Origin of the sequence: Vreelandella songnenensis (assembly GCF_003002925.1) — a bacterium.
In the GTDB taxonomy this organism is placed as follows: Bacteria; Pseudomonadota; Gammaproteobacteria; order Pseudomonadales; family Halomonadaceae; genus Vreelandella; species Vreelandella songnenensis.
This window is the reverse complement of sequence record NZ_PVTK01000001.1, coordinates 385,759-405,177: the sequence shown is the minus strand read 5'-3', so window position 1 is coordinate 405,177 and position 19,419 is coordinate 385,759. Positions and strand designations below refer to the sequence as shown.

Annotated in this window: 15 protein-coding genes; 10 read left to right on the top strand and 5 right to left on the bottom strand. The window is 60.6% G+C overall.

Annotated elements, in window-relative coordinates; translation table 11 throughout:
* The first annotated feature begins 198 nt into the window (after positions 1 to 198).
* Entirely contained in the window at positions 199 to 687 is a 489-nt protein-coding gene (gene rsd, locus B0H98_RS01740) for a sigma D regulator (RefSeq protein ID WP_106373346.1), read from the top strand.
* 586 nt (positions 688 to 1,273) lie between these two features.
* Here the strand turns inward: rsd and B0H98_RS01735 are convergent.
* On the bottom strand, positions 1,274 to 4,357 hold the full coding sequence (locus B0H98_RS01735) for an efflux RND transporter permease subunit (RefSeq protein ID WP_106373345.1): 3,084 nt from the start codon (positions 4,355 to 4,357) through the stop codon (positions 1,274 to 1,276).
* Entirely contained in the window at positions 4,341 to 5,468 is a 1,128-nt protein-coding gene (locus B0H98_RS01730) for an efflux RND transporter periplasmic adaptor subunit (RefSeq protein WP_106373344.1), read from the bottom strand. The genes B0H98_RS01735 and B0H98_RS01730 overlap by 17 nt, the downstream gene beginning before the upstream one ends.
* Before the next feature lie 202 nt (positions 5,469 to 5,670).
* Here B0H98_RS01730 and B0H98_RS01725 point away from each other — a divergent pair, with 202 nt between their 5' ends.
* Positions 5,671 to 6,645, top strand: a complete 975-nt coding sequence (locus tag B0H98_RS01725) for a malate dehydrogenase (RefSeq protein ID WP_106373343.1) — start codon at positions 5,671 to 5,673, stop codon at positions 6,643 to 6,645.
* Between the two features lie 951 nt (positions 6,646 to 7,596).
* Here B0H98_RS01725 and B0H98_RS01720 read toward each other — a convergent pair.
* Together B0H98_RS01720 and B0H98_RS01715 are read right to left on the bottom strand one after the other, a co-directional pair.
* Positions 7,597 to 8,745 carry a GGDEF domain-containing protein gene (locus B0H98_RS01720; RefSeq protein WP_106373342.1) on the bottom strand — a complete coding sequence of 383 codons (1,149 nt, stop codon included), beginning with the start codon at positions 8,743 to 8,745 and terminating at the stop codon, positions 7,597 to 7,599.
* A 55-nt stretch (positions 8,746 to 8,800) separates the two neighbouring features.
* Complete coding sequence (locus tag B0H98_RS01715) at positions 8,801 to 9,457, bottom strand: histidinol-phosphatase (RefSeq protein WP_106373341.1); 657 nt, start codon at positions 9,455 to 9,457, stop codon at positions 8,801 to 8,803.
* Between the two features lie 212 nt (positions 9,458 to 9,669).
* On the opposite strand from B0H98_RS01715, the gene B0H98_RS01710 reads away from it, so the two are divergent.
* Positions 9,670 to 10,164: an RNA pyrophosphohydrolase gene (locus B0H98_RS01710; RefSeq protein WP_018915529.1), complete on the top strand. Its 495-nt coding sequence runs from the start codon at positions 9,670 to 9,672 to the stop codon at positions 10,162 to 10,164.
* Positions 10,165 to 10,250: 86 nt separating this feature from the next.
* Positions 10,251 to 12,512 (top strand): phosphoenolpyruvate--protein phosphotransferase, encoded by a 2,262-nt coding sequence (gene ptsP, locus B0H98_RS01705; RefSeq protein ID WP_106373340.1) that lies wholly within the window; start codon positions 10,251 to 10,253, stop codon positions 12,510 to 12,512.
* Here ptsP and B0H98_RS01700 read toward each other — a convergent pair.
* Positions 12,509 to 13,267, bottom strand: coding sequence for an NRDE family protein (locus B0H98_RS01700; protein WP_106373339.1), 759 nt, complete (start codon positions 13,265 to 13,267; stop codon positions 12,509 to 12,511). The genes ptsP and B0H98_RS01700 overlap by 4 nt on opposite strands.
* A 157-nt stretch (positions 13,268 to 13,424) precedes the next feature.
* Between B0H98_RS01700 and B0H98_RS01695 the strand changes: the two genes are divergently transcribed.
* The 6 genes from B0H98_RS01695 to B0H98_RS01670 all read left to right on the top strand — a co-directional run bounded on the left by B0H98_RS01695 (position 13,425) and on the right by B0H98_RS01670 (position 19,419).
* Positions 13,425 to 14,606, top strand: coding sequence for a response regulator (locus B0H98_RS01695; RefSeq protein WP_106373338.1), 1,182 nt, complete (start codon positions 13,425 to 13,427; stop codon positions 14,604 to 14,606).
* Positions 14,603 to 15,400 carry a sulfite exporter TauE/SafE family protein gene (locus B0H98_RS01690; protein ID WP_106373337.1) on the top strand — a complete coding sequence of 266 codons (798 nt, stop codon included), beginning with the start codon at positions 14,603 to 14,605 and terminating at the stop codon, positions 15,398 to 15,400. Before B0H98_RS01695 ends, B0H98_RS01690 begins: the two co-directional genes overlap by 4 nt.
* A gap of 43 nt (positions 15,401 to 15,443) precedes the next feature.
* Positions 15,444 to 16,232, top strand: a complete 789-nt coding sequence (gene lgt / locus B0H98_RS01685; RefSeq protein WP_106373336.1) for a prolipoprotein diacylglyceryl transferase — start codon at positions 15,444 to 15,446, stop codon at positions 16,230 to 16,232.
* Between the two features lie 1,000 nt (positions 16,233 to 17,232).
* Positions 17,233 to 18,060, top strand: coding sequence for a thymidylate synthase (locus B0H98_RS01680; RefSeq protein ID WP_106373335.1), 828 nt, complete (start codon positions 17,233 to 17,235; stop codon positions 18,058 to 18,060).
* Positions 18,057 to 18,596 (top strand): dihydrofolate reductase, encoded by a 540-nt coding sequence (locus B0H98_RS01675; protein WP_106373334.1) that lies wholly within the window; start codon positions 18,057 to 18,059, stop codon positions 18,594 to 18,596. The genes B0H98_RS01680 and B0H98_RS01675 overlap by 4 nt, the downstream gene beginning before the upstream one ends.
* Positions 18,597 to 18,615: 19 nt before the next feature.
* A complete protein-coding gene (locus B0H98_RS01670) occupies positions 18,616 to 19,419 on the top strand; it encodes a ProQ/FINO family protein (protein ID WP_106373333.1) in 804 nt (267 codons plus the stop codon).

Below are 19,419 nucleotides of genomic sequence, written 5' to 3'. Positions count from 1 at the left end.
TGATCGCCGGTCGAGAGCACACCTTGGGTCCAGCCGTCTTACTCTAGGGCTGGTATTTAGGGCGATGAGGCGTTAAAAAGTACTCTCGCTCAAGAAGTTTACGTACCAGGGAAACCCGTCCATGGCGGGATTGACAGCGTTGGATGAAAAGGTGAGTCTAGCGCTGGTATAGGTGGCTAATTAGCAAGGAGAAGCCCCATGCTCGAAGATTGCAAAAATGCCCAGGAGCGCTGGGGAGGCGTTCATGGCTTGATCGACCGCTGGCTTGAGCAGCGCCGCTCGCTCCTGATCAGCTTTATCGAGTTGAAGGAAGCCTGCGACAGCGAGCTTGAAGCCGTCAGCAAACCGCGTATCGATACGTTCAGTGAAAGCCTGATGGACTACATCAGCGCCGGCCATTTCGAGATTTATCCGCAGCTGGCCGAAGAGGCCCGCGCCTTCAACGATGAAAGCGCTCTGCACATTGCCTCGCAGCTGCTGGAGCGTCTGGAGATGTCCACCGAGATGGTGCTCGAGTTCGATAAGGACTACGCCTCGATGGAAAGTTGCCAGCAGCATCTGGTGCGCCTGCCCGCCTGGATCGACCGCCTCGCCAGAGGCCTCACCGAACGCTTTGCCCTGGAAGACCAGTTGATCGCCCGCATGCACGCCGCCCACACTCCGCTTTCGAATAAAACACTCGCGTAGCGTGGGTGTTTAAAGCGCCAGGCCTTGGCGCCCATATATGCTTTTGCACCCTATCACCAACCCCGGCAGCGCTCTCCGCGCTGCATCCGCGCCGGGCCGCCGCTGCGGGTGCGCCTGGCGGCTTACCACGCGCTACGGGTATGCCGGCAATGTTGGGCAATGCACTAACCGTAGCGCGCGGTAACGTTTTGCGAGGTTACGAGCAAATAAGGCACCCGCGGATGGGCGGCGTCTAGCCGCCCCGGCCTTGGCACTCATATATGCTTTTGCACCCTATCACCAACCCCGGCAGCGCTCTCCGCGCTGCATCCGCGCCGGGCCGCCGCTGCGGGTGCGCCTGGCGGCTTACCACGCGCTACGGGTATGCCGGCAATGTTGGGCAATGCACTAACCGTAGCGCGTGGTAACGTTTTGCGAGGCACGAGCAAATAAGGCACCCGCGGATGGGCGGCGTCGAGCCGCCCCGGCCTTGGCACTCATATATGCTTTTGCACCCTATCACCATCCCCGACAGCGCTCTCCGTGCTGCACCCGCGCCGGGCCGCGGCGCCAACGTGGAGTGAATGCACCAACCGTTGCGCGTGGTTTATGATTCCTTGCCTTTTACGCGATGAAACCTGCCGTCGATCACCAGCATGCAGGGTGTAAGCAGCAGAGTGAGGGCGGTGGCGAAGGTGAGCCCGCCGGCGATGGCGCTGGACATCTGGGTCCACCACTGAGCAGAGGGGGCGTTGAAGCCGAGCGCCGGGGCGAACAGGTTGACGTTTACCCCCAGCACCATGGGCATCAGCCCGAGCACGGTAGTGATCGCGGTCAGCAGTACCGGGCGCAGGCGTAAACAGCCAGCCTCCAGGGCTGCGGCGGCGGGGGCCATGCCTTCGTTGCGCAGTTCGTTATAGGTGTCGATCAGCACGATATTGTTGTTCACCACGATACCGGCAAGCGCGATGACCCCCATCCCCACCATGACGATGCCAAACGCCTGCCCGGTGATCAAAAGCCCCATCAATACGCCAGCGGTCGAAAATACGATGGCCGAAAGCACCAGCCCCGCCTGATAGTAGCTGTTGAACTGGGTGACCAGAATCAGCGACATCAAGCCAATGGCCACCAAAAAGGCCCCGACCAGAAACTGCATCGACTCCTGCTGGTCTTCCTGTTCACCGGCCACGTTGACCATCAGGCCGTCCGGCAATTGGTCACTGCCGGCCGCCAGCAGGGCGCGCAGGCGCTCGTCGGCCAGGTAACCGGGTGCCAGGTCAGCCTCGATGGTAATCGCTCGCCGCCCGTCGATGCGGTTCAGCGTGCCCACCTTGGGCGCAGGCTTCATGGTCACGAAGTGAGAAATCGGCACCTGACCGCGTTCGGTGTTGATCGTCAAGCGCTCCAACTGGTCAAGCGTGCGCCAGTGCTCCGGCAGGCGAACGCGGATGTCCACCTCGTCGCTGACCGTGGGCGGGCGGTAGGTGGCCACTTCAAGGCCCGTGGTCAATAGCTGCACTGCGCTTCCGATGGTGGTGACATCCGTGCCCATGCGGGCGGCCGCTTCACGGTCCACGCTGATCTGCCACTCGACCCCGGGCAGGCTGCGGTTATCCTGAATATCCACAAAGCCCCCCAGCTCGCGCATCAGACCATGCAGTTGATCGACCCCGGCATCGGCCACCGCCGGGTCCATGGCGCTGACTTCCAGCACGATCGGCTTGCCGCCTCCCGGGCCCATTTCCTGCTCCTGAAACTCCAGCACGATACCGGGCAGGTCCCGGGTGCGCTCGGCCATGTCGTTCAGAATGGCGCGAGCCGGACGGCGCTGGTACCAGTCCACGAACTGGAACTGGAGCATGCCGATCACATCGTTGCCCATCTGCTGATCTGGCACCGCAAACGAGCGCGCGTAGAGCGCCTCGACTTCGCTCATGCGGCCAAGCCGGGCCTCTACCCGCTGCAAGATGGCATCGGTTTCCGTGGCCGAGAAATCACCGCGGGCGCGCACCAGCACCTGGGCACTGTCCGGCTCGACGTTGGGGAAGAAATCGACCCCGTGATTGAAGCGCGCGTAGCCGGTATACAGCAGCATGATGGTCAGCACCGCCACCAGCAGCACCCACGCCGGGTGCAGCAGTAGGCGGCCGAGCAAGCGTCGGTAGCCGCGCCCCAGGGCGGTCGATTCATCCGGCAGGGTAGCGCCTTCGCTCTGTGTTGCCGTACGGGTAAACAGCCGCCCAAGCGTAGGCAGAAACACCAGCGCCATGGCAAGCGAGGCGAGCAGGCAGAGAATCACCGTAGCCGGCAGGTATTTCATGAACTGGCCCACCACGCCCGGCCAGAACAGCAGCGGAATGAAGACCGCAAGCGTGGTCGCCGTGGAGGCGATCACCGGCCAGCTCATGCGCGATGCCGCGTTCAGCCACGCCTGATGCGGCGGCTGACCTTCGTGCAGGTAGCGGTCGGCAAGTTCGCTGACCACGATAGCCCCGTCCACCAGCATGCCCGCCACCAGAATCAGCGCAAACAGCACCACGATATTGAGCGTAAAACCAAATACCCACACCAGCAGAATACCGGTCAGGAACGCCCCGGGAATGGTCAGCCCCACCAGCAGTGCCATGCGCCAGCCCATCACGGCCACCACCACGACAAGTACCAGCACCACCGCAGTCAGCACGTTGTTCAATAGCTCGGAAAGCATGTTCTGTACGGTGATCGACTCGTCCAGAATCGTGGTCAGGTGCAGCGCTTCGGGCAGCAGGTCGCCGGCCTGGGCCACGCGTTCATGCACCGCCTCGATCGTGGCGATGATGTTGGCCCCCGCGCGCTTGGAAATCTCGAGCACCACCGCCGGCTGGCCGTCGATGCGTGCAAACCCCTGGGGCTCTTTAAAGGTGGGATGTATCCAGGCCACGTCGCCAAAGGTCACCACCTGGTCGCCGTCGATCTTCACGGGCATGTTCATCACGTCCTCGATCGACTCGATAATCCCCGGGACTTTCAGCGACAGGCGCCCCGCGCCGGTATCCAGGCTGCCCGCCGCCACCAGGCGGTTGTTACGCGATACCTGGTTGAACAAGGCGTCGAAATCGATGCCGTAGCTCTCCAGTACCAGCGGGTCGACCACGATTTCCAGCAGGTCTTCCTGATCACCGGCAATATCTACTTCCAGCACATCGGCAATGCCTTCGATCTCTTCTTTCAGGCGCCGGGCAATGGTGAGCCGTTCACGGGTATCCAGACGGCCGGAAAGCCCGATGGTCAGCACCGGAAACTCGGAGACATTGACCTCCATCACGCGGGGCTCTTCGGCCTCACTGGGCAGGCTGCTGCGTGCAATGTCCACCTGCTCGCGCACATCGGAAAGCGCGGTATCCGGGTCGAAACCGGCATCGAACTCAAGAGTGATGGAGCCATGGCCCTCGCTGGACTGCGCGGTAAACTTGCGTAGCCCTTCAATGCCGCGCAGCTCCTGCTCCATGGGCCGAATCAAAAGCCGTTCGCCATCCTCGGGGCTTACCCCCTCAAGGCTCAGCGAAACGTAGATCATCGGGATGGTAACGTCGGGATTGGCTTCCTTGGGGATCGCCTGCCAGGCGGCCAGGCCCGCAAACAGCAGCCCCACCAGCAGAAGCAGCGTAGTACGGGTATGCGTCAGCGCCGCATTAATCAGTGAGCGCATGGGGGCTTTCCTGGCCAGCGGTGGATGCCTCGTCGGTCACGGCCTGATCGACCATCACCGGGGTGACCTGCTCGCCGGTGGCAACCAGCCCCGCCCCCAGGGTAATCAAGCGCAGCGAGTCGGGCAGGCCGGTCACGTAGGCGCGCTCGATATCGGCACTCACCAGCTGCACCTGGGTCAGCTGCACGCGGTTCTCCTCATCCACGTGCTTGACGGCCAGCTGGCCCTCTTCATCAAGGCTCAAAAGCGCCGGGGAGAGCGTATGCACCTGGCGTGGGGGCAGCGTCGCGGTCAGCTCCGCGCTGCCGCCGGCCAGGTGCATGCGCTGCGGGTTATCCAGCGTCGCTTCGATATAGAAGGTGCGCGTCGACTCATCGGCGCGGTGGCTGACATGGGTTAGCGTGCCTTCAAGATGCTGGCCGTTCAACAGGCGCGCCGTCACCGGCAGGCCAACGCTCAGCTCGCCTACCTGCTGCTGGGATACCCAGGCCGCGCCGGTCAGCCGCCGGTCATCGATTAGCCGGCCCCACTCTTCGCCGGGCTGCAGCAAATCACCTAGCTCTACCTGAACGCGGTCAAGCACGCCGGCAAAGGGGGCCGTGGGGCGGCTGTCATTCAGCTGCTTTTCGAGCTGCGCCACCGAGGCGGCGCTGGCGCTCAGGGCGCTTTGCAGGCGCAGCAGGTCGGGTTGGGAAATCAGCTCGCGCTGGCGCAGGCGCTGGGCGCCGGCATATTCGGCCTGGGCAACCGCCAACTCATCGCGGGCCTGCTGCAAACGCTCGGGCAGGGCGTCGTTATCCAGCACCAGCAGTGTCTCCCCCTCGGCCACGCTCTGGCCCTGCATAATCGGCTTTTCCGCAACAAAGCCTGCCAGGTTGGCGCGCAGCGTGGTTTCGCGCTCGGCTTTCAGATGGCCCTGGATAATCTGCTGGGGAATGAACGGCGTACTCTGCTGTTCGCGCACCTCAACGCGCAGGGTATTCTCCTCGGTCGTGGCAGGAGCATCCGGCGCGGTGGTTTGAAAGCGTTGAAAATCACCAAGCACCAGCCAGATAACCAGCGCCAGCACCAGCACGCTTGCCAGCGCATAAGAGTAGGGGATTCGTCGCATGGGGTGTCTATATCCGTATCAACACAGGAGAAGGCGTGACTGCGCACACCATAGCGTAACTCGCTGTTGACGGCGAGTACCACGCGGGCGGGCGAATGGCTAGTCGCCGCATGTATGATTGAGTTTTTGTATCACTGAGCATACCATCTTGGCATCTTGAGTTCTGTCGACCCACCCTAGGCGAACCAACCAAGGAGCAATGATGAAAGATCCAGTACGTATTGCGATTACCGGCGGTGCCGGCCAGATCAGCTACTCTCTAATTTTCCGCATCGCCGCTGGCGACATGCTGGGAGCGGATCAGCCCGTAATTCTTCAATTGCTCGAAATTCCTCAGGCAATGGATGCGCTGAACGGCGTGGTGATGGAAGTCAACGACTGTGCCTTCCCGCTGGTGCAGGACATCGTGGCCACCGACGATCCGAACGTCGCCTTCAAGGACGCCGACTTCGCCCTGCTGGTGGGTGCACGTCCGCGCGGTCCGGGTATGGAGCGCAAGGATCTGCTGGAAGCCAACGCCGCGATCTTCTCGGTACAGGGCAAGGCGCTCAACGACCACGCCAGCCGTGACGTGAAAGTGCTGGTAGTGGGCAACCCGGCCAACACCAACGCGCTGATCGCGTCCTGCAACGCGCCGGATCTCGATAAAGGCCAGTTCACCGCCATGACGCGTCTGGACCACAACCGTGCCCTGACCCAGCTGGCGCAGAAAACCGGCAAGCACGTGAACGACGTCGAAAACATGATCATCTGGGGCAACCACAGCGCCACGCAGTACCCGGATATCGCCCAGTGCAAGGTAGACGGCAAGGCCGCTAGTGATCTGGTTGAGCGCGACTGGTACGAAAACGACTTCATCCCCACCGTGCAGCAGCGCGGCGCGGCGATCATCAAGGCGCGCGGCGCCTCTTCTGCGGCTTCTGCTGCGTCTTCCGCCATCGACCACATGCGCGATTGGGCGCTGGGCTCCAAGGGCATCGTCAGCATGGCGATCCCGTCCGACGGCAGCTACGGCATCGAAGAAGGCATCATCTACTCCTACCCGGTACGCTGCCAGGGTGGCAAGTACGAAATCGTCCAAGGCTTCGAGCTTGATGAATTCAGCCAGGAAAAGATGAAAGCCACCGAAAAAGAACTGCGCGAAGAGCGCGCCGCCGTCGAGCACCTGCTCGGCTAAACGCGCCCTGGCCCCGCCAGTAACGCAAACCCCGCCAACCACGTTGGCGGGGTTTTTTTATATCTTGATGTGGTGCAGGACCGTAGCGCGTGGTAAGCGCGCCAGGCGCACCCGCGAGAGCAGCGCGGAGAGCGCTGCCGGGGTTGGGTGACGAGGTGCACAATCATGCCTTGGGTGGCACATCCAGGGCGGCTAACCGCCGCCCATCCGCGGGTGCCTTATTTGCTCGTATCCTCGCAAAACGTTACCACGCGCTACGGGTTTGTCGCCGACTCTTGATTTGTTACGAAACCGTAGCGCGTGGTAAGCCGCCAGGCGCACCCGCGAGAGCAGCGCGGAGAGCGCTGCCGGGGTTGGGTGACGAGGTGCACAATCATGCCTTGGGTGGCACATCCAGGGCGGCTAACCGCCGCCCATCCGCGGGTGCCTTATTTGCTCGTATCCTCGCAAAACGTTACCACGCGCTACGGGTTTGTCGCCGACCCTTGATGTGGTGCAGAACCGTAGCGCGTGGTAAGCCGCTAGGCGCACCCGCGGATGCAGCGCGGAGAGCGCTGCCGGGGTTGGGTGATGTGGTGCACAAGCGAGCATGTGTGCCACTGGCCAGGGCGGCTAACCGCCGCCCATTCGCGGGTGCCTTATTTGCTCGTATCCTCGCAAAACGTTACCACGCGCTACGGGTTTGTCGCCGACTCTTGATGTGGTGCAGAACCGTAGCGCGTGGTAAGCCGCTAGGCGCACCCGCGGATGCAGCGCGGAGAGCGCTGCCGGGGGTTGGGTGATGTGGTGCACAATCATGCCTTGGATGGCGCATCCAGGGCGGCTAACCGCCGCCCATCTGCGGGTGCCTTATTTGCTCGTGCCTCGCAAGATTCGTTACCACGCGCTACGGGTTTGTCGCCGACCCTTGATGTGGTGCAGAACCGTAGCGCGTGGTAAGCCGCCAAGCGCTCAAGCGTTCACTAATATCTCAAGCCGGTCCCGGCCGTTGCGTTTGGCCTCGTAGAGGGCGCGGTCGCTTTGTTCCAGAAGGGTGGTGAGGTCTTTAGGAGGGTAGCTGAACAGGGTGGCGCCCAGGCTAAGGGTGACCGGGTGGGGTGTGTTGAAGGCCTTGGCGGCCACTTCACTGAAGCGAGCGCGAAGCTCGTCGGCCACGTGCTGGATCTGCTCTGCTGACGTGTCGCTGAGCAGAAAGGCGAACTCATCACCGCCCAGGCGCGTCTTGAGTGCTCCTTCGGGCAATATCTGACGGGTCAGATCGCTGAGCGTGACCAGCAGGAAGTCGCCCGCTGCATGGCCGTGCAGGTCGTTGGCGAGTTTGAAATGATCGATATCGATCAGCAAAAGTGCTGCAGGATTATCCGCCGTCACGTTTGCCAAACTGCGCCGAGCGCGAACTTCGAAGCCACGGCGATTATAGAGCGATGTCAGCGGGTCGCTCTCGGCCAGGTGCTTGATCAGGCTTTCACGCCGGTAGCGTACCGTGCCGGTCATGGAAAGGGCGATCAGCAGTATGGCCATCACGCCTTCAACCAGCGAAACGCGGATAATGACCCCGCGAAAGATGGAAAGATCGATCAGCGTGCCGGGTATGAGGGGTGTCGCCGCCTTGGCCATATAAAACGCGCCGTGAACCAGCAGCACGTAGTGCAGTTGGCGGGTCCCGACCGTCGCCAGGTCGGGCTCGAGCCTTAACAGGGCGCTGGCCCTGAGCGATACAAGCCCTACCAGCAGCGAATTGACGATCAGATAAAGCTTCGAGCTCTCCGGGCTTTCAGGAAGCAGGAGCAGCAAGCTCCACAGGACAGGCAGCAATGCCCATAAGCGCGACGGTCGCCCACCCACAAAGCGGATGACGCCCAACAGAAACATCCAGTGGGCAAAGATCAGCAGCCCGTTGGCGAACCAGACACCCACTACAAAATAGCCATAGGCACGCAGCAAGGAGAGGCTACAGCCAACGGTAATCGTGGCAAAGCCCGCTGCCCAATAGAGCAGGGCGCTGTCGCGGGCACTGCGCCACTCGATCAGCAGATAAAGCGCTGCTGCCGCTGCGATGGCAATGGTCAGGGTCAGTATCGTGGGTGGATCGAAGGCCATGGCGGGGTCAATCCGTACAGCCAGCGATAGGCGTAGTCAGGCGCATGGGTAGTCGTTAATCTCGCAGGCTCATGATGCGCCACTGTCGCTCTTCGGCGATCTTGCGCAAGGTATCATCCGGGTCAACGACCACGGGGTGGTCCACTACCTCGAGCAGCGGCAGGTCATTGTGCGAATCGCTGTAGAACCAGGCGCCGTCCAGTGTGAAATCCTTGTTCTCGAGCCACGCATTCAAGCGCGTCACCTTGCCTTCCCGGTAGCTCGGAATGCCGGATACGCGGCCAGTATAGCGGCCCTGCTCGACCTCTGGATTAACGGCAATCAGATAATCCACGCCCAGTCGTTCGGCAATCGGCGCGGTGATAAAGCGGTTCGTGGCAGTAATGATCAGCAGTGTATCGCCCCGGGTACGGTGGCGGGCCAGAAGCTCCTCGGCCTTGGGCAGAATATGCGGCTCGATCTTGCTTGCCATGAACTGCTGGTGCCAGGCTGCCAGCTGCTCTGGCGTATTGTCTGCCAGAGGTTTAAGTGCCATTTCCAGAAACGCGGCCATATCCAGCGTGCCGGCGTTGTAGTCGGCCAGAAAGCGTTCGTTGGCTTCACGGTAGGCCACCGGGTCCACGGCACCCTGTTCGAGCAGGAACTCACCCCACGCATGATCGCTGTCGATGGATATCAGCGTATTATCCAGATCGAAAATGGCCAGACTCACGGCGCTCCCCTTATGGTCGGTTATCAAAGGTGATTATTAGGTATGAACCGCTTGCGACAAACGGCAAGACAAAGCGCCGGATTATCGCAGAGTCATGTGTCCTTTCCTACCAATGCCGCCAAGCGTTGGCGAGTTAGCGTTATATTGTATTGATACGCTTGTAGCCCTTGTGGAAAAATGGGGACAACTGAAAATTTAATAAGGTGACGTCCGTGATCGACGCTGACGGCTTTCGTCCCAATGTTGGCATTATCATTACCAACAGCCAGGGGCAGCTGCTATGGGCGCGTCGTGTAGGGCAAAATGCGTGGCAATTCCCCCAGGGAGGCATCAAAGCAAGCGAGACACCACAACAAGCCCTTTTTCGTGAGCTTTTTGAGGAGATCGGCCTGACCGCCGACGATGTTGATATTGTCGCCTGCACCCGGGGTTGGCTGCGCTACCGTCTGCCACGACGCATGATTCGCACACATTCACGGCCAGTCTGTATCGGCCAGAAACAGAAGTGGTACCTGCTGAAAATCCGCTGCCAGGAGAATCAGATCTGCATGACGGCAACGCCCAAGCCGGAATTCGATGGCTGGCGCTGGGTCAGCTACTGGTATCCTTTGGGGCAGGTGGTACCGTTCAAACGAGAGGTGTATCGGCGCGCGTTGAGAGAACTGTCTCCCCGCGTTCAGCGCCTGGCACAAAATGACGAAGGATAACGCGTGCTCCACGGCTCTGGATGAGCGGTGAAAGTCTGTCGAAAAGATCCTCAGCGAGGCAAACAACAGTGAAAAGTAAAACGTCCATGCTTGAGGTACTGCGTCGTGTTATTCAGGAGGTCAATGGCGCGCGCACTCTAGACGCTGCGCTTTCGACGATGGTGCGCCGCATCCGCAAGGCGATGCAAACCGATGTGTGCTCTTTTTATCTGTACGATAAGGAGCTCGAATCGCTGGTACTGATGGAAACCATCGGCCTGCGCACCCAGGCGGTGGGGCGGGTAGTGCTGCCGCTGGGCGAAGGCCTGGTAGGTATGGTGGCCAAGCGCAGCGAACCGCTGAACCTTGAAGACGCCCGCTCGCATCCGCACTTTCGCTATTTTGAATCCACCGGCGAGGAGCGCTACTCGAGCTTTCTCGGCGTACCGATTATCCACCAGCGTCACATGCTGGGCGTGCTGGTCGTGCAGCAGGCTGAAAAACGCAGCTACGACGACGAAGACGAAGCCTTCCTGGTTACCATGGCCGCCCAGCTGGCGGGTGTGCTGGCTCATGCCCTGGCCACCGGCAACCTGGCCCGTCCGGCGCTGCCCGGCGGACAGGCCATGTTCAAGGGCGTGGCTGCCTCCCCGGGTGTGGCCATGGGGGAGGCGGTGGTGATTACCCCGCCCGCGGATCTCAATAGCGTGCCGGATTTGATCCCCAGCGACCAGGAGTACGAAATTGCCCGCCTGAAGGAGGCCATCGCCAAGACCCGCGACGAAATTCGTGCCGCCGCCGAGCGTCTGGTCAACCGTATCTCCTCTCAGGAGCTGGCACTGTTTGATGTTTACCAGCAGATGCTGGGGGAAGCGGCGCTTTCCGAAGAAGTCGAAAAGCGCATCCGTGAAGGGCAGTGGGCGCCTGGGGCGCTGGCCGATGTGGTCAGGCGCCACGTTCAATACCTGGAGCGGGTGGATGACGACTACCTGCGTGAGCGCGCCGCGGATATCCGCGACCTGGGTCGCCGAGTGCTGGCCCATTTGCAGGAAGACACCCCCTCGACACCGGAAACCTACCCGGACAACGCCATTCTCGTCGGCGATGAAATCAGCGTGGCCATGCTCGGGGAAGTGCCGCGGGAAAAGCTCAAGGGGCTTGTGTCGGTGCGCGGTTCGAGCACTTCTCACGTCGCCATCGTGGCCCGCGCCATGGGCATACCTACGGTGCTGGGCATGGTGGATCTACCGCTGCCGCGATTGAACGGCGCGCCGGTAGTGCTGGATGGCCACCGTGGGCGGCTATTCGTGCGCCCGGCGCCGGAGCTCACCTCGCGCTACGAAAGCCTGATTGCTGAAGAGAAGGCCCTGGGTGAACTGCTCGAACACGAGCAGGACCGGCCCAGTACCACCCAGGATGGCCATGAAATGCCCCTGATGGTGAATACGGGCCTGGCCGTGGATGCCTCGGCGCTTCTGAAAAGCCGTATTGCCGGGGTAGGCCTTTACCGCACCGAAGTGCCGTTCATGATTACCGAACGCTTTCCCGGTGAGAAAGAGCAGATGCGCATGTACCGCGAGCAGCTCGAAGGCTTTGCGCCGCTGCCGGTGGTCATGCGCACGCTGGATATCGGCGGCGACAAGGATCTGCCGTACTTCCCCATCGAAGAGGCCAACCCGTTTCTGGGCTGGCGAGGCATGCGGGTAACGCTTGATCACCCGGAAGTGCTGATGGTGCAGCTGCGCGCCATGCTCAAGGCCTCCCTTGGGCTTGACAATCTCTACGTGCTGTTCCCGATGATTACCAACGTCGAAGAGGTGGATGAGGCGCTCAAACTGCTGGATCGCGCGATTGTCGAGCTGGGCGAGGAGGGCAGTGCCATCAAGCGGCCCAAGGTGGGCGTGATGATCGAAGTGCCGGCCACCATCTATCAGATGGACGCTCTGGCAAAGCGGGTCGACTTCTTCTCGGTAGGCAGCAACGACCTGACTCAATACCTGCTGGCGGTAGACCGCAACAACCCGCGAGTATCGAGTTTGTACGATGCATTGCATCCGGCCCTGCTGGGCGCGCTTCAGGAGCTATCCCAGGATGCCAAGCGCCTGAACAAGCCGATTTCGCTGTGCGGGGAGCTTGCCGGCGACCCGGCGGGCGCATTGCTGTTGATGGCCATGGGCTTCACCGCGCTTTCCATGAACGCCCCCAGCCTGCCCAAGGTGCGCGCCGCCATTCGTCGGGTAACGCTGCACGATGCCCAGACACTGTTGGCCGAAATCATGCGTCTGGATACGCCCGCCCAGGTGCACAAGCATCTGAACAAGCGCATGGATGAGTGGCAGCTTTCGCACCTGCTCCCACCTAGAGACTAGATGCTCAGGGTCGTTTCACCTTCGAAACGACCCTGAGACCCGAAGCGCTTCTCGGTAATCGTCACCTGCCCCTGGCGGTCAAGCGTCAGCCACGAAGTGGCGCGCGTGCCGTAGGTTTCCCCCATGATGAACGCCGCCGACAGCTGGCGTTCCAGCATCAGCCCCACGCCCGTATCGGGCAACTGGGAATCCGGCGCCTGATAAGGATCATTGAGCGCTTGCCCGGTAGCCTGGCGCCAGTTGTCGGGTGCGCTTGTTGCCAGCGCATCGCGAACGGCATTGAGCTTGGGCCAGGGGGTATTCAGGTTTGCGTTGGAAAGCCCATGCACGCCAGATGGCGGATTAGTCAGCGTTACGCTCTCCTTGCCGCGATGCAAATGCCAAAGGCGTTTGGGGGTGGCAACTACCAAGTTGAAACCGGCATAGCGCTGCGCCCTGTGGTCGGTAAGCTCAAAGAGCCAGTCATCGATGTCATCACACTCAAGCGCCTGGGCCACCAGCTCGCCCCGGCTAGGTGCGTTGGTGGGCGTGAGAATGGCCGGGTCACGCACGTTGGTCAGCGCAGCGATCCTTCCTCCGCGCGCGGCGGCAAGCCATGAACCGCCTGCTTCGAGGTCGCGTCCGCCCAGCAGCGCCGGGTTATCCTTCCAGTAGTGAAGCGCTTGGGTTGGCCGGTCGTGGCGCTCATCGCGGTTTCCCGCCAGACGTAATGGCGTGGTTGTATCAGGCTGCCAGGCAAAGGCCAATAAACACATCGCGACTCCTTGGGATTCTTTTAAACCGGTCGGCTATTTTTATAAACCCATAGCGCAGCATGACAGCTACGGGGGCATAGTCGTACACTTGTACAGATAATTTAACGTACATCACCGTGCCGGTGGAGTTGATTCAGCCAATTCGGAAGGCGTACCCATGCAACGCGACCACGAAGAGCACTTCTGGAATGCTATTGTTTGGCCTATTCTCTGGCCAATGTTTCTTATCCAGGCAACGCTGATCGCGCTGTGCCTTCTGGTGGGCCTGGCGGTGTGGTGGATGTCGCCAAGCCAGGTGTCGTGGAGCACCACGCTGTGGCTTGCGCTGGCACTGCTGCTGGGTAGCACCATGAACGTGTGCGCGTTTTTGATGCTGGTCAAGATGCGTGCCCGGCAGAAAGACGCCCACTTCATGCAGGAGCTTGCCGAGCTTGAGCGCCACAGCGAATCCTTACGGTTCGCGGCCGTACAGATGCTTCCAGACAAGACCTTCTCGACCCCTGCCATCAGTCAGACGCCGGTACGCCCGCTCAAGCGGCTGGCACGCGTCAATGAAATGCTGGCCGGGCTCGAGCACTATATCAGCGGCGTTCAACGCCTCAAACAAACCACTGAGCCTGCCAAAGAGGACCAGGAGCAGGCGCTGCTGGATGACATTCACCATCAGCAGCAGCAGTTGAAACACCTGATTGCCGGCCGCGACCGCGCCCGAGAAGAGTCGCGTTTGAAAACCGGCTACCTATCGCTTCTGCAGCGGGAAACGGATGACCTGAACAATCACCTGGGCCGCATACTGGAAAGCGATGAGTGCAGGCTATGCCGTCAGCAGATTGTGGATATTCGCGAGCGCCTGGCCGATGCGCGTGCGCTGCTGGCCAACCTGGTCTATCAAAGCGTCAACGATGACAAGGCGGCGCCTGCGGCGTCGGCTGCCAGCCATGCCTTACGCATTCTCGTGGTGGATGATGGCCCAGTGAACTTGATGCTGGCCCGTCAGATGCTGGAAGCCCAAGGGCTGAACGTCGAAGGCGTCAGCAGTGGTGAACAGGCGCTGGAGCGCCAGCAGACTACCCAGTTTGATCTGGTGTTCATGGACATCTTCATGCCCACGCTGGATGGCCTGGAAACCACCCGACGCTGGCGCGCCTTCGAGCAGGCCAGCGGCAAACCGCGCAGTATCCTTGTCGCCTTGACGGCCAATGCCGACAACGCCGGTATTGCCGAATGCAACGAAGCGGGCATGGACGATTTGCTCACCAAACCGTACCAGCCGGAAAAACTGCTGGGCATGATCAGCAAGTGGCTACCTAATACTGCAGGAAAGGCATCGACACAATGAGCGTACTGGTAACACTGCTTGGCTATCTAGGATTGGGTGCCGCTGCTGGCACCATGGCCGGGCTGTTTGGCGTAGGTGGCGGCATCATCATTGTACCGGTATTGGTATTTGCCTTTGGGCTGCAGGGCATACCCTCTGACATCACCATGCACCTGGCCGTAGGCACCTCGCTTGCCACTATCGTGATAACCGGCGCATCTTCTGCGTGGGGGCATTTTCGCAAGGGCAGTATTCACCGGCCCTGGTTCATGGCCTTGTTACCCGGGCTGATGCTCGGGGCGATTGGCGGTGTGTTCATTGCCGGTAACCTTTCCGGCACCGTGCTGGGCACGCTGTTTGGCATTTTCGTGCTGCTGCTGGCGGCCAAGATGGTGCTTGGTCTTTCACCCAAGCCCGGCGCCATAGTGCCCGGCAAGTTCGCCATGCTGGTTGCCGGGGGGGTAGTGGGTGGCATTTCCGCACTGTTTGGCATCGGCGGTGGCGCCATGACCGTGCCTTGGCTTTCGCGGTGCGGCGCCAGCATGACCCAAGCCGTTGGTACCTCTGCGGCCTGCGGGCTGCCCATTGCCGCCGTGGGTGCCATCACCTTTATCATCATGGGGTGGGGCAACCCGCTTCTACCGGCCTGGGCCACGGGGTTTGTCATGTGGCCTGCGTTTTTCGCCATCGTGCTCACCAGCGTTCCCTTCGCCCGTGTGGGCGTTCGTCTGGCGCATATTTTGTCTCCCCGCGTGCTCAGGCTATGCTTTGCGCTTCTGTTGGCGGTGGTTGGGTTGCGCTTCGTATTGGCCTGACCCGCAGTGTCGTGTCTTCTTCTTCAGCAATTAGAGTATTTCCATGATTAATTACCCGGTAATTGACCCTGTGGTGTTTTCGCTTGGGCCGCTGCAAGTGCACTGGTATGGCCTTATGTACGTGGTGGGGTTTGTCGCCGCCTGGTGGCTGGGTTGCCGGCGCGCCCATCAGGTAGGGCTTACCAAGGACGATATCAGCGACCTGCTTTTCTACTGCGCAATAGGCGTGGTAGCCGGCGGCCGGTTGGGCTATGCGCTGTTTTACGGCCTGGGCCAGTGGTCCGCCGACCCGCTATGGATTTTCAAGGTATGGGACGGCGGCATGAGCTTCCACGGCGGCCTTCTAGGCGTGCTGCTGGCTGCCTGGTGGTTTGCCCGCCGCAAGCAGCTGGCGTTTTTTACCCTTACCGATTTCATTGCCCCGCTGGTGCCTATCGGCCTTGGCGCCGGGCGGATCGGCAACTTCATCAACCATGAGTTGCCGGGCCGCGTTACCTCGCTCCCCTGGGGCATGCCGTTCCCCGGCATGGGGCCGGAGCCTCGCCATCCTTCCGCGCTTTATGAGGCGCTGCTTGAAGGTCTGGTGCTGTTCGTCATCCTCTGGTGGGTATCCGCCAAACCCCGCGCTCGCGGCTTCGTCTCCGGCCTGTTCCTGCTCTTCTACGGTATCTTCCGCTTCATGGTCGAATTCGTACGCATGCCGGACGCCCATATCGGTTTCATCGCCTTCGGCTGGGTCACCATGGGCATGCTCCTCACCATCCCCATGATCGCCCTCGGCCTGCTGCTCATGGCCTGGTCACGCACCCAACCGGTCGATGCCAAGGCGTAAACCGCCCTCGCAAAACCTTGCCACCCGCTACGGATTTGCCATCGATATTCGATCAGGCACACCGTAGCGCGTGGTAAGCCGCCAGGCGCACCCGCGGGAGCAGCGCGGAGAGCGCTGCCGATTTGGCGTAAAAGCATGCATTGGGTGCCTTGGCCGGGGCGGCTAGTCGCCGCCCATCCGCGGGTGCCTCATTTGCTCGTGCCTCGCAAGATTCGTTACCACGCGCTACGGGGACTCCACCTTTATGCCTCGTGTGGCCTCACGCTCCGCTCAACGCAAATTGCCCAAACCCAAACCTGGCACACACCGTAGCGCGTGGTAAGCCGCCAGGCGCACCCGCGGATGCAGCGCGGAGAGCGCTGCCGATTTGGCGTAAAAGCATGCATTGGGTGCCTTGGCCGGGGCGGCTAGTCGCCGCCCATCCGCGGGTGCCTCATCTTGCTCGTGCCTCGCAAGATTCGTTACCACGCGCTACGAGGTCTCAACCTTTATGCCTCGTGTAGCCTCACGCTCCGCTCAACGCAAATTGCCCAAACCCAAACCTGGCACACACCGTAGCGCGTGGTAAGCCGCCAGGCGCACCCGCGGATGCAGCGCGGAGAGCGCTGCCGATTTGGCGTAAAAGCATGCATTGGGTGCCTTGGCCGGGGCGGCTAGTCGCCGCCCATCCGCGGGTGCCTCATCTTGCTCGTGCCTCGCAAGATTCGTTACCACGCGCTACGGGGACTCCACCTTTATGCCTCGTGTAGTCTCACTCTCTGCTCCACACAACCCAAATCCAAACCTGGCACACACCGTAGCGCGTGGTAAGCCGATAGGCGCACCCGCGGGAGCAGCGCGGAGAGCGCTGCTGGGGTTGGGTGGCTCACACACCGCGCCATAACACCGCCCCCATAATCCCCCCTCGCGCTAGATTCTCAAGGTCGCCCGGCCTAGAATACGTCTCCACATAGCCTGCAATTTTGGAAACCCTGTGACCGTTACAACGTCTACGTCAAATATGACGACGAACGCCAGCGCCCAGCCCGCGCTTGAACAGCCGTATTTGGATCTCATGCGTACCGTTTTAGAGCAGGGCGTTGACCGAAACGATCGTACCGGCGTGGGCACACGCTCCGTGTTTGGTCATCAAATGCGGTTTGATCTCTCGCGTGGTTTTCCATTGCTTACCACCAAGAAGCTGCATCTGCGCTCCATCATCCACGAGCTTCTGTGGTTTCTGAAAGGCGATACCAACATTGCTTACCTCAAGGAAAACGGGGTACGCATCTGGGATGAATGGGCTGATGAAGACGGCAACCTGGGCCCGGTATACGGCTACCAGTGGCGCAGCTGGCCCGACCTCAAGGGCGGAAGTGTCGACCAGATCGCCAAGGTACTTGAGCAGATCCGCACCACGCCCCAGTCGCGTCGGCTGATCGTATCGGCCTGGAACCCCGCGCAGGTGGATGAAATGCAGCTGCCCCCGTGCCACTGCCTGTTCCAGTTTTATGTAGCCAACGGGCGCCTTTCCTGTCAGCTTTACCAGCGCAGCGCGGATATCTTCCTGGGCGTGCCGTTCAACATTGCAAGCTACGCGCTACTGCTGTGCATGGTGGCGCAGGTAACCGGGCTTGAGCCGGGCGAGTTCATTCACACCCTTGGCGATGCGCACTTATACAGCAATCACGTTGAACAGGCCCGCGAGCAGCTCAGCCGCGCGCCCAAGGCAGCGCCTACGCTTACGCTCAACCCTCAGGTGAAAGACCTGTTCGATTTCACCTTTGACGATATTCAGATCGACGCGTACGACGCCCACCCCCATATCAAGGCCAAGGTAGCGGTATGAGTTCCTATAACAGCGAGATCGAGCCTTTGGTGTCCGTGGCCATGATCGTGGCCATGTCGAAAAACCGTATCATCGGGGTGGATGGCAACCTGCCATGGCACCTGTCCGAAGATCTCAAGTTCTTCAAGCGCATGACCCAGGCAAAACCGCTGGTGATGGGGCGTAAAACCTTTACCTCGATTGGCAAGCCGCTGCCTAACCGGCTAAACATAGTAATAACCCGCGACAAGACATTCGCGCATGACGGCGTACGAGTCTGCCATGAGCTAGCCGATGCCCTGACCCTGGCCGATCAGCAAGCGACTATCGATGCCGCTGAAGAAATCATGGTGATGGGCGGCGGAGAGATCTACCGCCAGGCGCTACCCTATGCGCAGCGGCTGTATATCACCGAGGTGGATATAGAGGTAGAAGGCGATGCTTCCTTCCCCGAGCTTGCCGCCGGCGAATGGCAGGAGGTACAGCGCGTTGCTGGAACGCCCGCTGAAGGTCAGCCATCGTATGACTTTGTGGTTTATGAGCGCACCGCCGACTGAAGAGGTTTAAGGAGAGGGTATGACCGCTAGTGTATTGCACCTATTAGATAGCCTGGAGTCTCGCCTCGAGCAGGCTCAAGCGGAATTGCATACCCTGCGTATGGAAAACGCGCAGTTGAAGCAACAGCTGGTAGGGCAGGCCGCCACACTGCAACGAACGCTTGATCAACCATCTGTCGCTATGCAAAGCGCCCCTGATGCTCAGGCACAACCGACTCAAGTCGCTGAAATAGAACCACCCGTCATGGAAGGGTCTAGGCCGGAGCCTGTCCAACAAGCAGGTGACCCGGATGCAGTTGAGGCGGAAATCACGGAGCAAGAAGATCCTGCCGCTGCGCCACCATCGCCACACAGCCTGTTGAAAGAGTGGTATCAGCGTTACCCGGAAGCCTTCTTCAAAGGGCATACCAAGCCACTAAAAGTAGGTATCCATCAGGATCTGGCCGCCCGCGAACCGTGGTCTGGAAAGCTGATTCGTCGCACGCTAGCCAACTATGTGAACCTGCCTCGCTACCTCAAGTCGGTACGCGAAGGAGTAGATCGCATTGATCTGGACGGACAATCAGCAGGAAAAGTGGATAAAGAAGCGGCTCTTCATGCCGCACAAAAACGCAAAGAGAAGCAGGGCGATGTTGATGTAAAATCCGAGCGCCAACCAGGCCAAAAAACGCCGTCTAAAGAAAGTGCTTATAAGGCTAAGCAGCAGCCGAAGCCTGAATTTACAGCGCCTCGAGCGGCGATAACCGAAAAAAGGGAATCGAAAAAGCCAATAAGCCTTGAAGATAAATTGAAAGGCCTTCAGCAAAAATTTGAAGGGCACTGA

Bases quoted from the DNA above. Each gene is read 5' to 3' on its own strand.
- rsd (WP_106373346.1), top strand. From the start codon at position 199: ATGCTCGAAGATTGCAAAAATGCCCAGGAGCGCTGGGGAGGCGTTCAT.
- B0H98_RS01735 (WP_106373345.1), bottom strand. From the start codon at position 4,357: ATGCGCTCACTGATTAATGCGGCGCTGACGCATACCCGTACTACGCTG.
- B0H98_RS01730 (WP_106373344.1), bottom strand. From the start codon at position 5,468: ATGCGACGAATCCCCTACTCTTATGCGCTGGCAAGCGTGCTGGTGCTG.
- B0H98_RS01725 (WP_106373343.1), top strand. From the start codon at position 5,671: ATGAAAGATCCAGTACGTATTGCGATTACCGGCGGTGCCGGCCAGATC.
- B0H98_RS01720 (WP_106373342.1), bottom strand. From the start codon at position 8,745: ATGGCCTTCGATCCACCCACGATACTGACCCTGACCATTGCCATCGCA.
- ptsP (WP_106373340.1), top strand. From the start codon at position 10,251: ATGCTTGAGGTACTGCGTCGTGTTATTCAGGAGGTCAATGGCGCGCGC.
- B0H98_RS01700 (WP_106373339.1), bottom strand. From the start codon at position 13,267: ATGTGTTTATTGGCCTTTGCCTGGCAGCCTGATACAACCACGCCATTA.
- B0H98_RS01695 (WP_106373338.1), top strand. From the start codon at position 13,425: ATGCAACGCGACCACGAAGAGCACTTCTGGAATGCTATTGTTTGGCCT.
- B0H98_RS01690 (WP_106373337.1), top strand. From the start codon at position 14,603: ATGAGCGTACTGGTAACACTGCTTGGCTATCTAGGATTGGGTGCCGCT.
- lgt (WP_106373336.1), top strand. From the start codon at position 15,444: ATGATTAATTACCCGGTAATTGACCCTGTGGTGTTTTCGCTTGGGCCG.
- B0H98_RS01680 (WP_106373335.1), top strand. From the start codon at position 17,233: ATGACGACGAACGCCAGCGCCCAGCCCGCGCTTGAACAGCCGTATTTG.
- B0H98_RS01675 (WP_106373334.1), top strand. From the start codon at position 18,057: ATGAGTTCCTATAACAGCGAGATCGAGCCTTTGGTGTCCGTGGCCATG.
- B0H98_RS01670 (WP_106373333.1), top strand. From the start codon at position 18,616: ATGACCGCTAGTGTATTGCACCTATTAGATAGCCTGGAGTCTCGCCTC.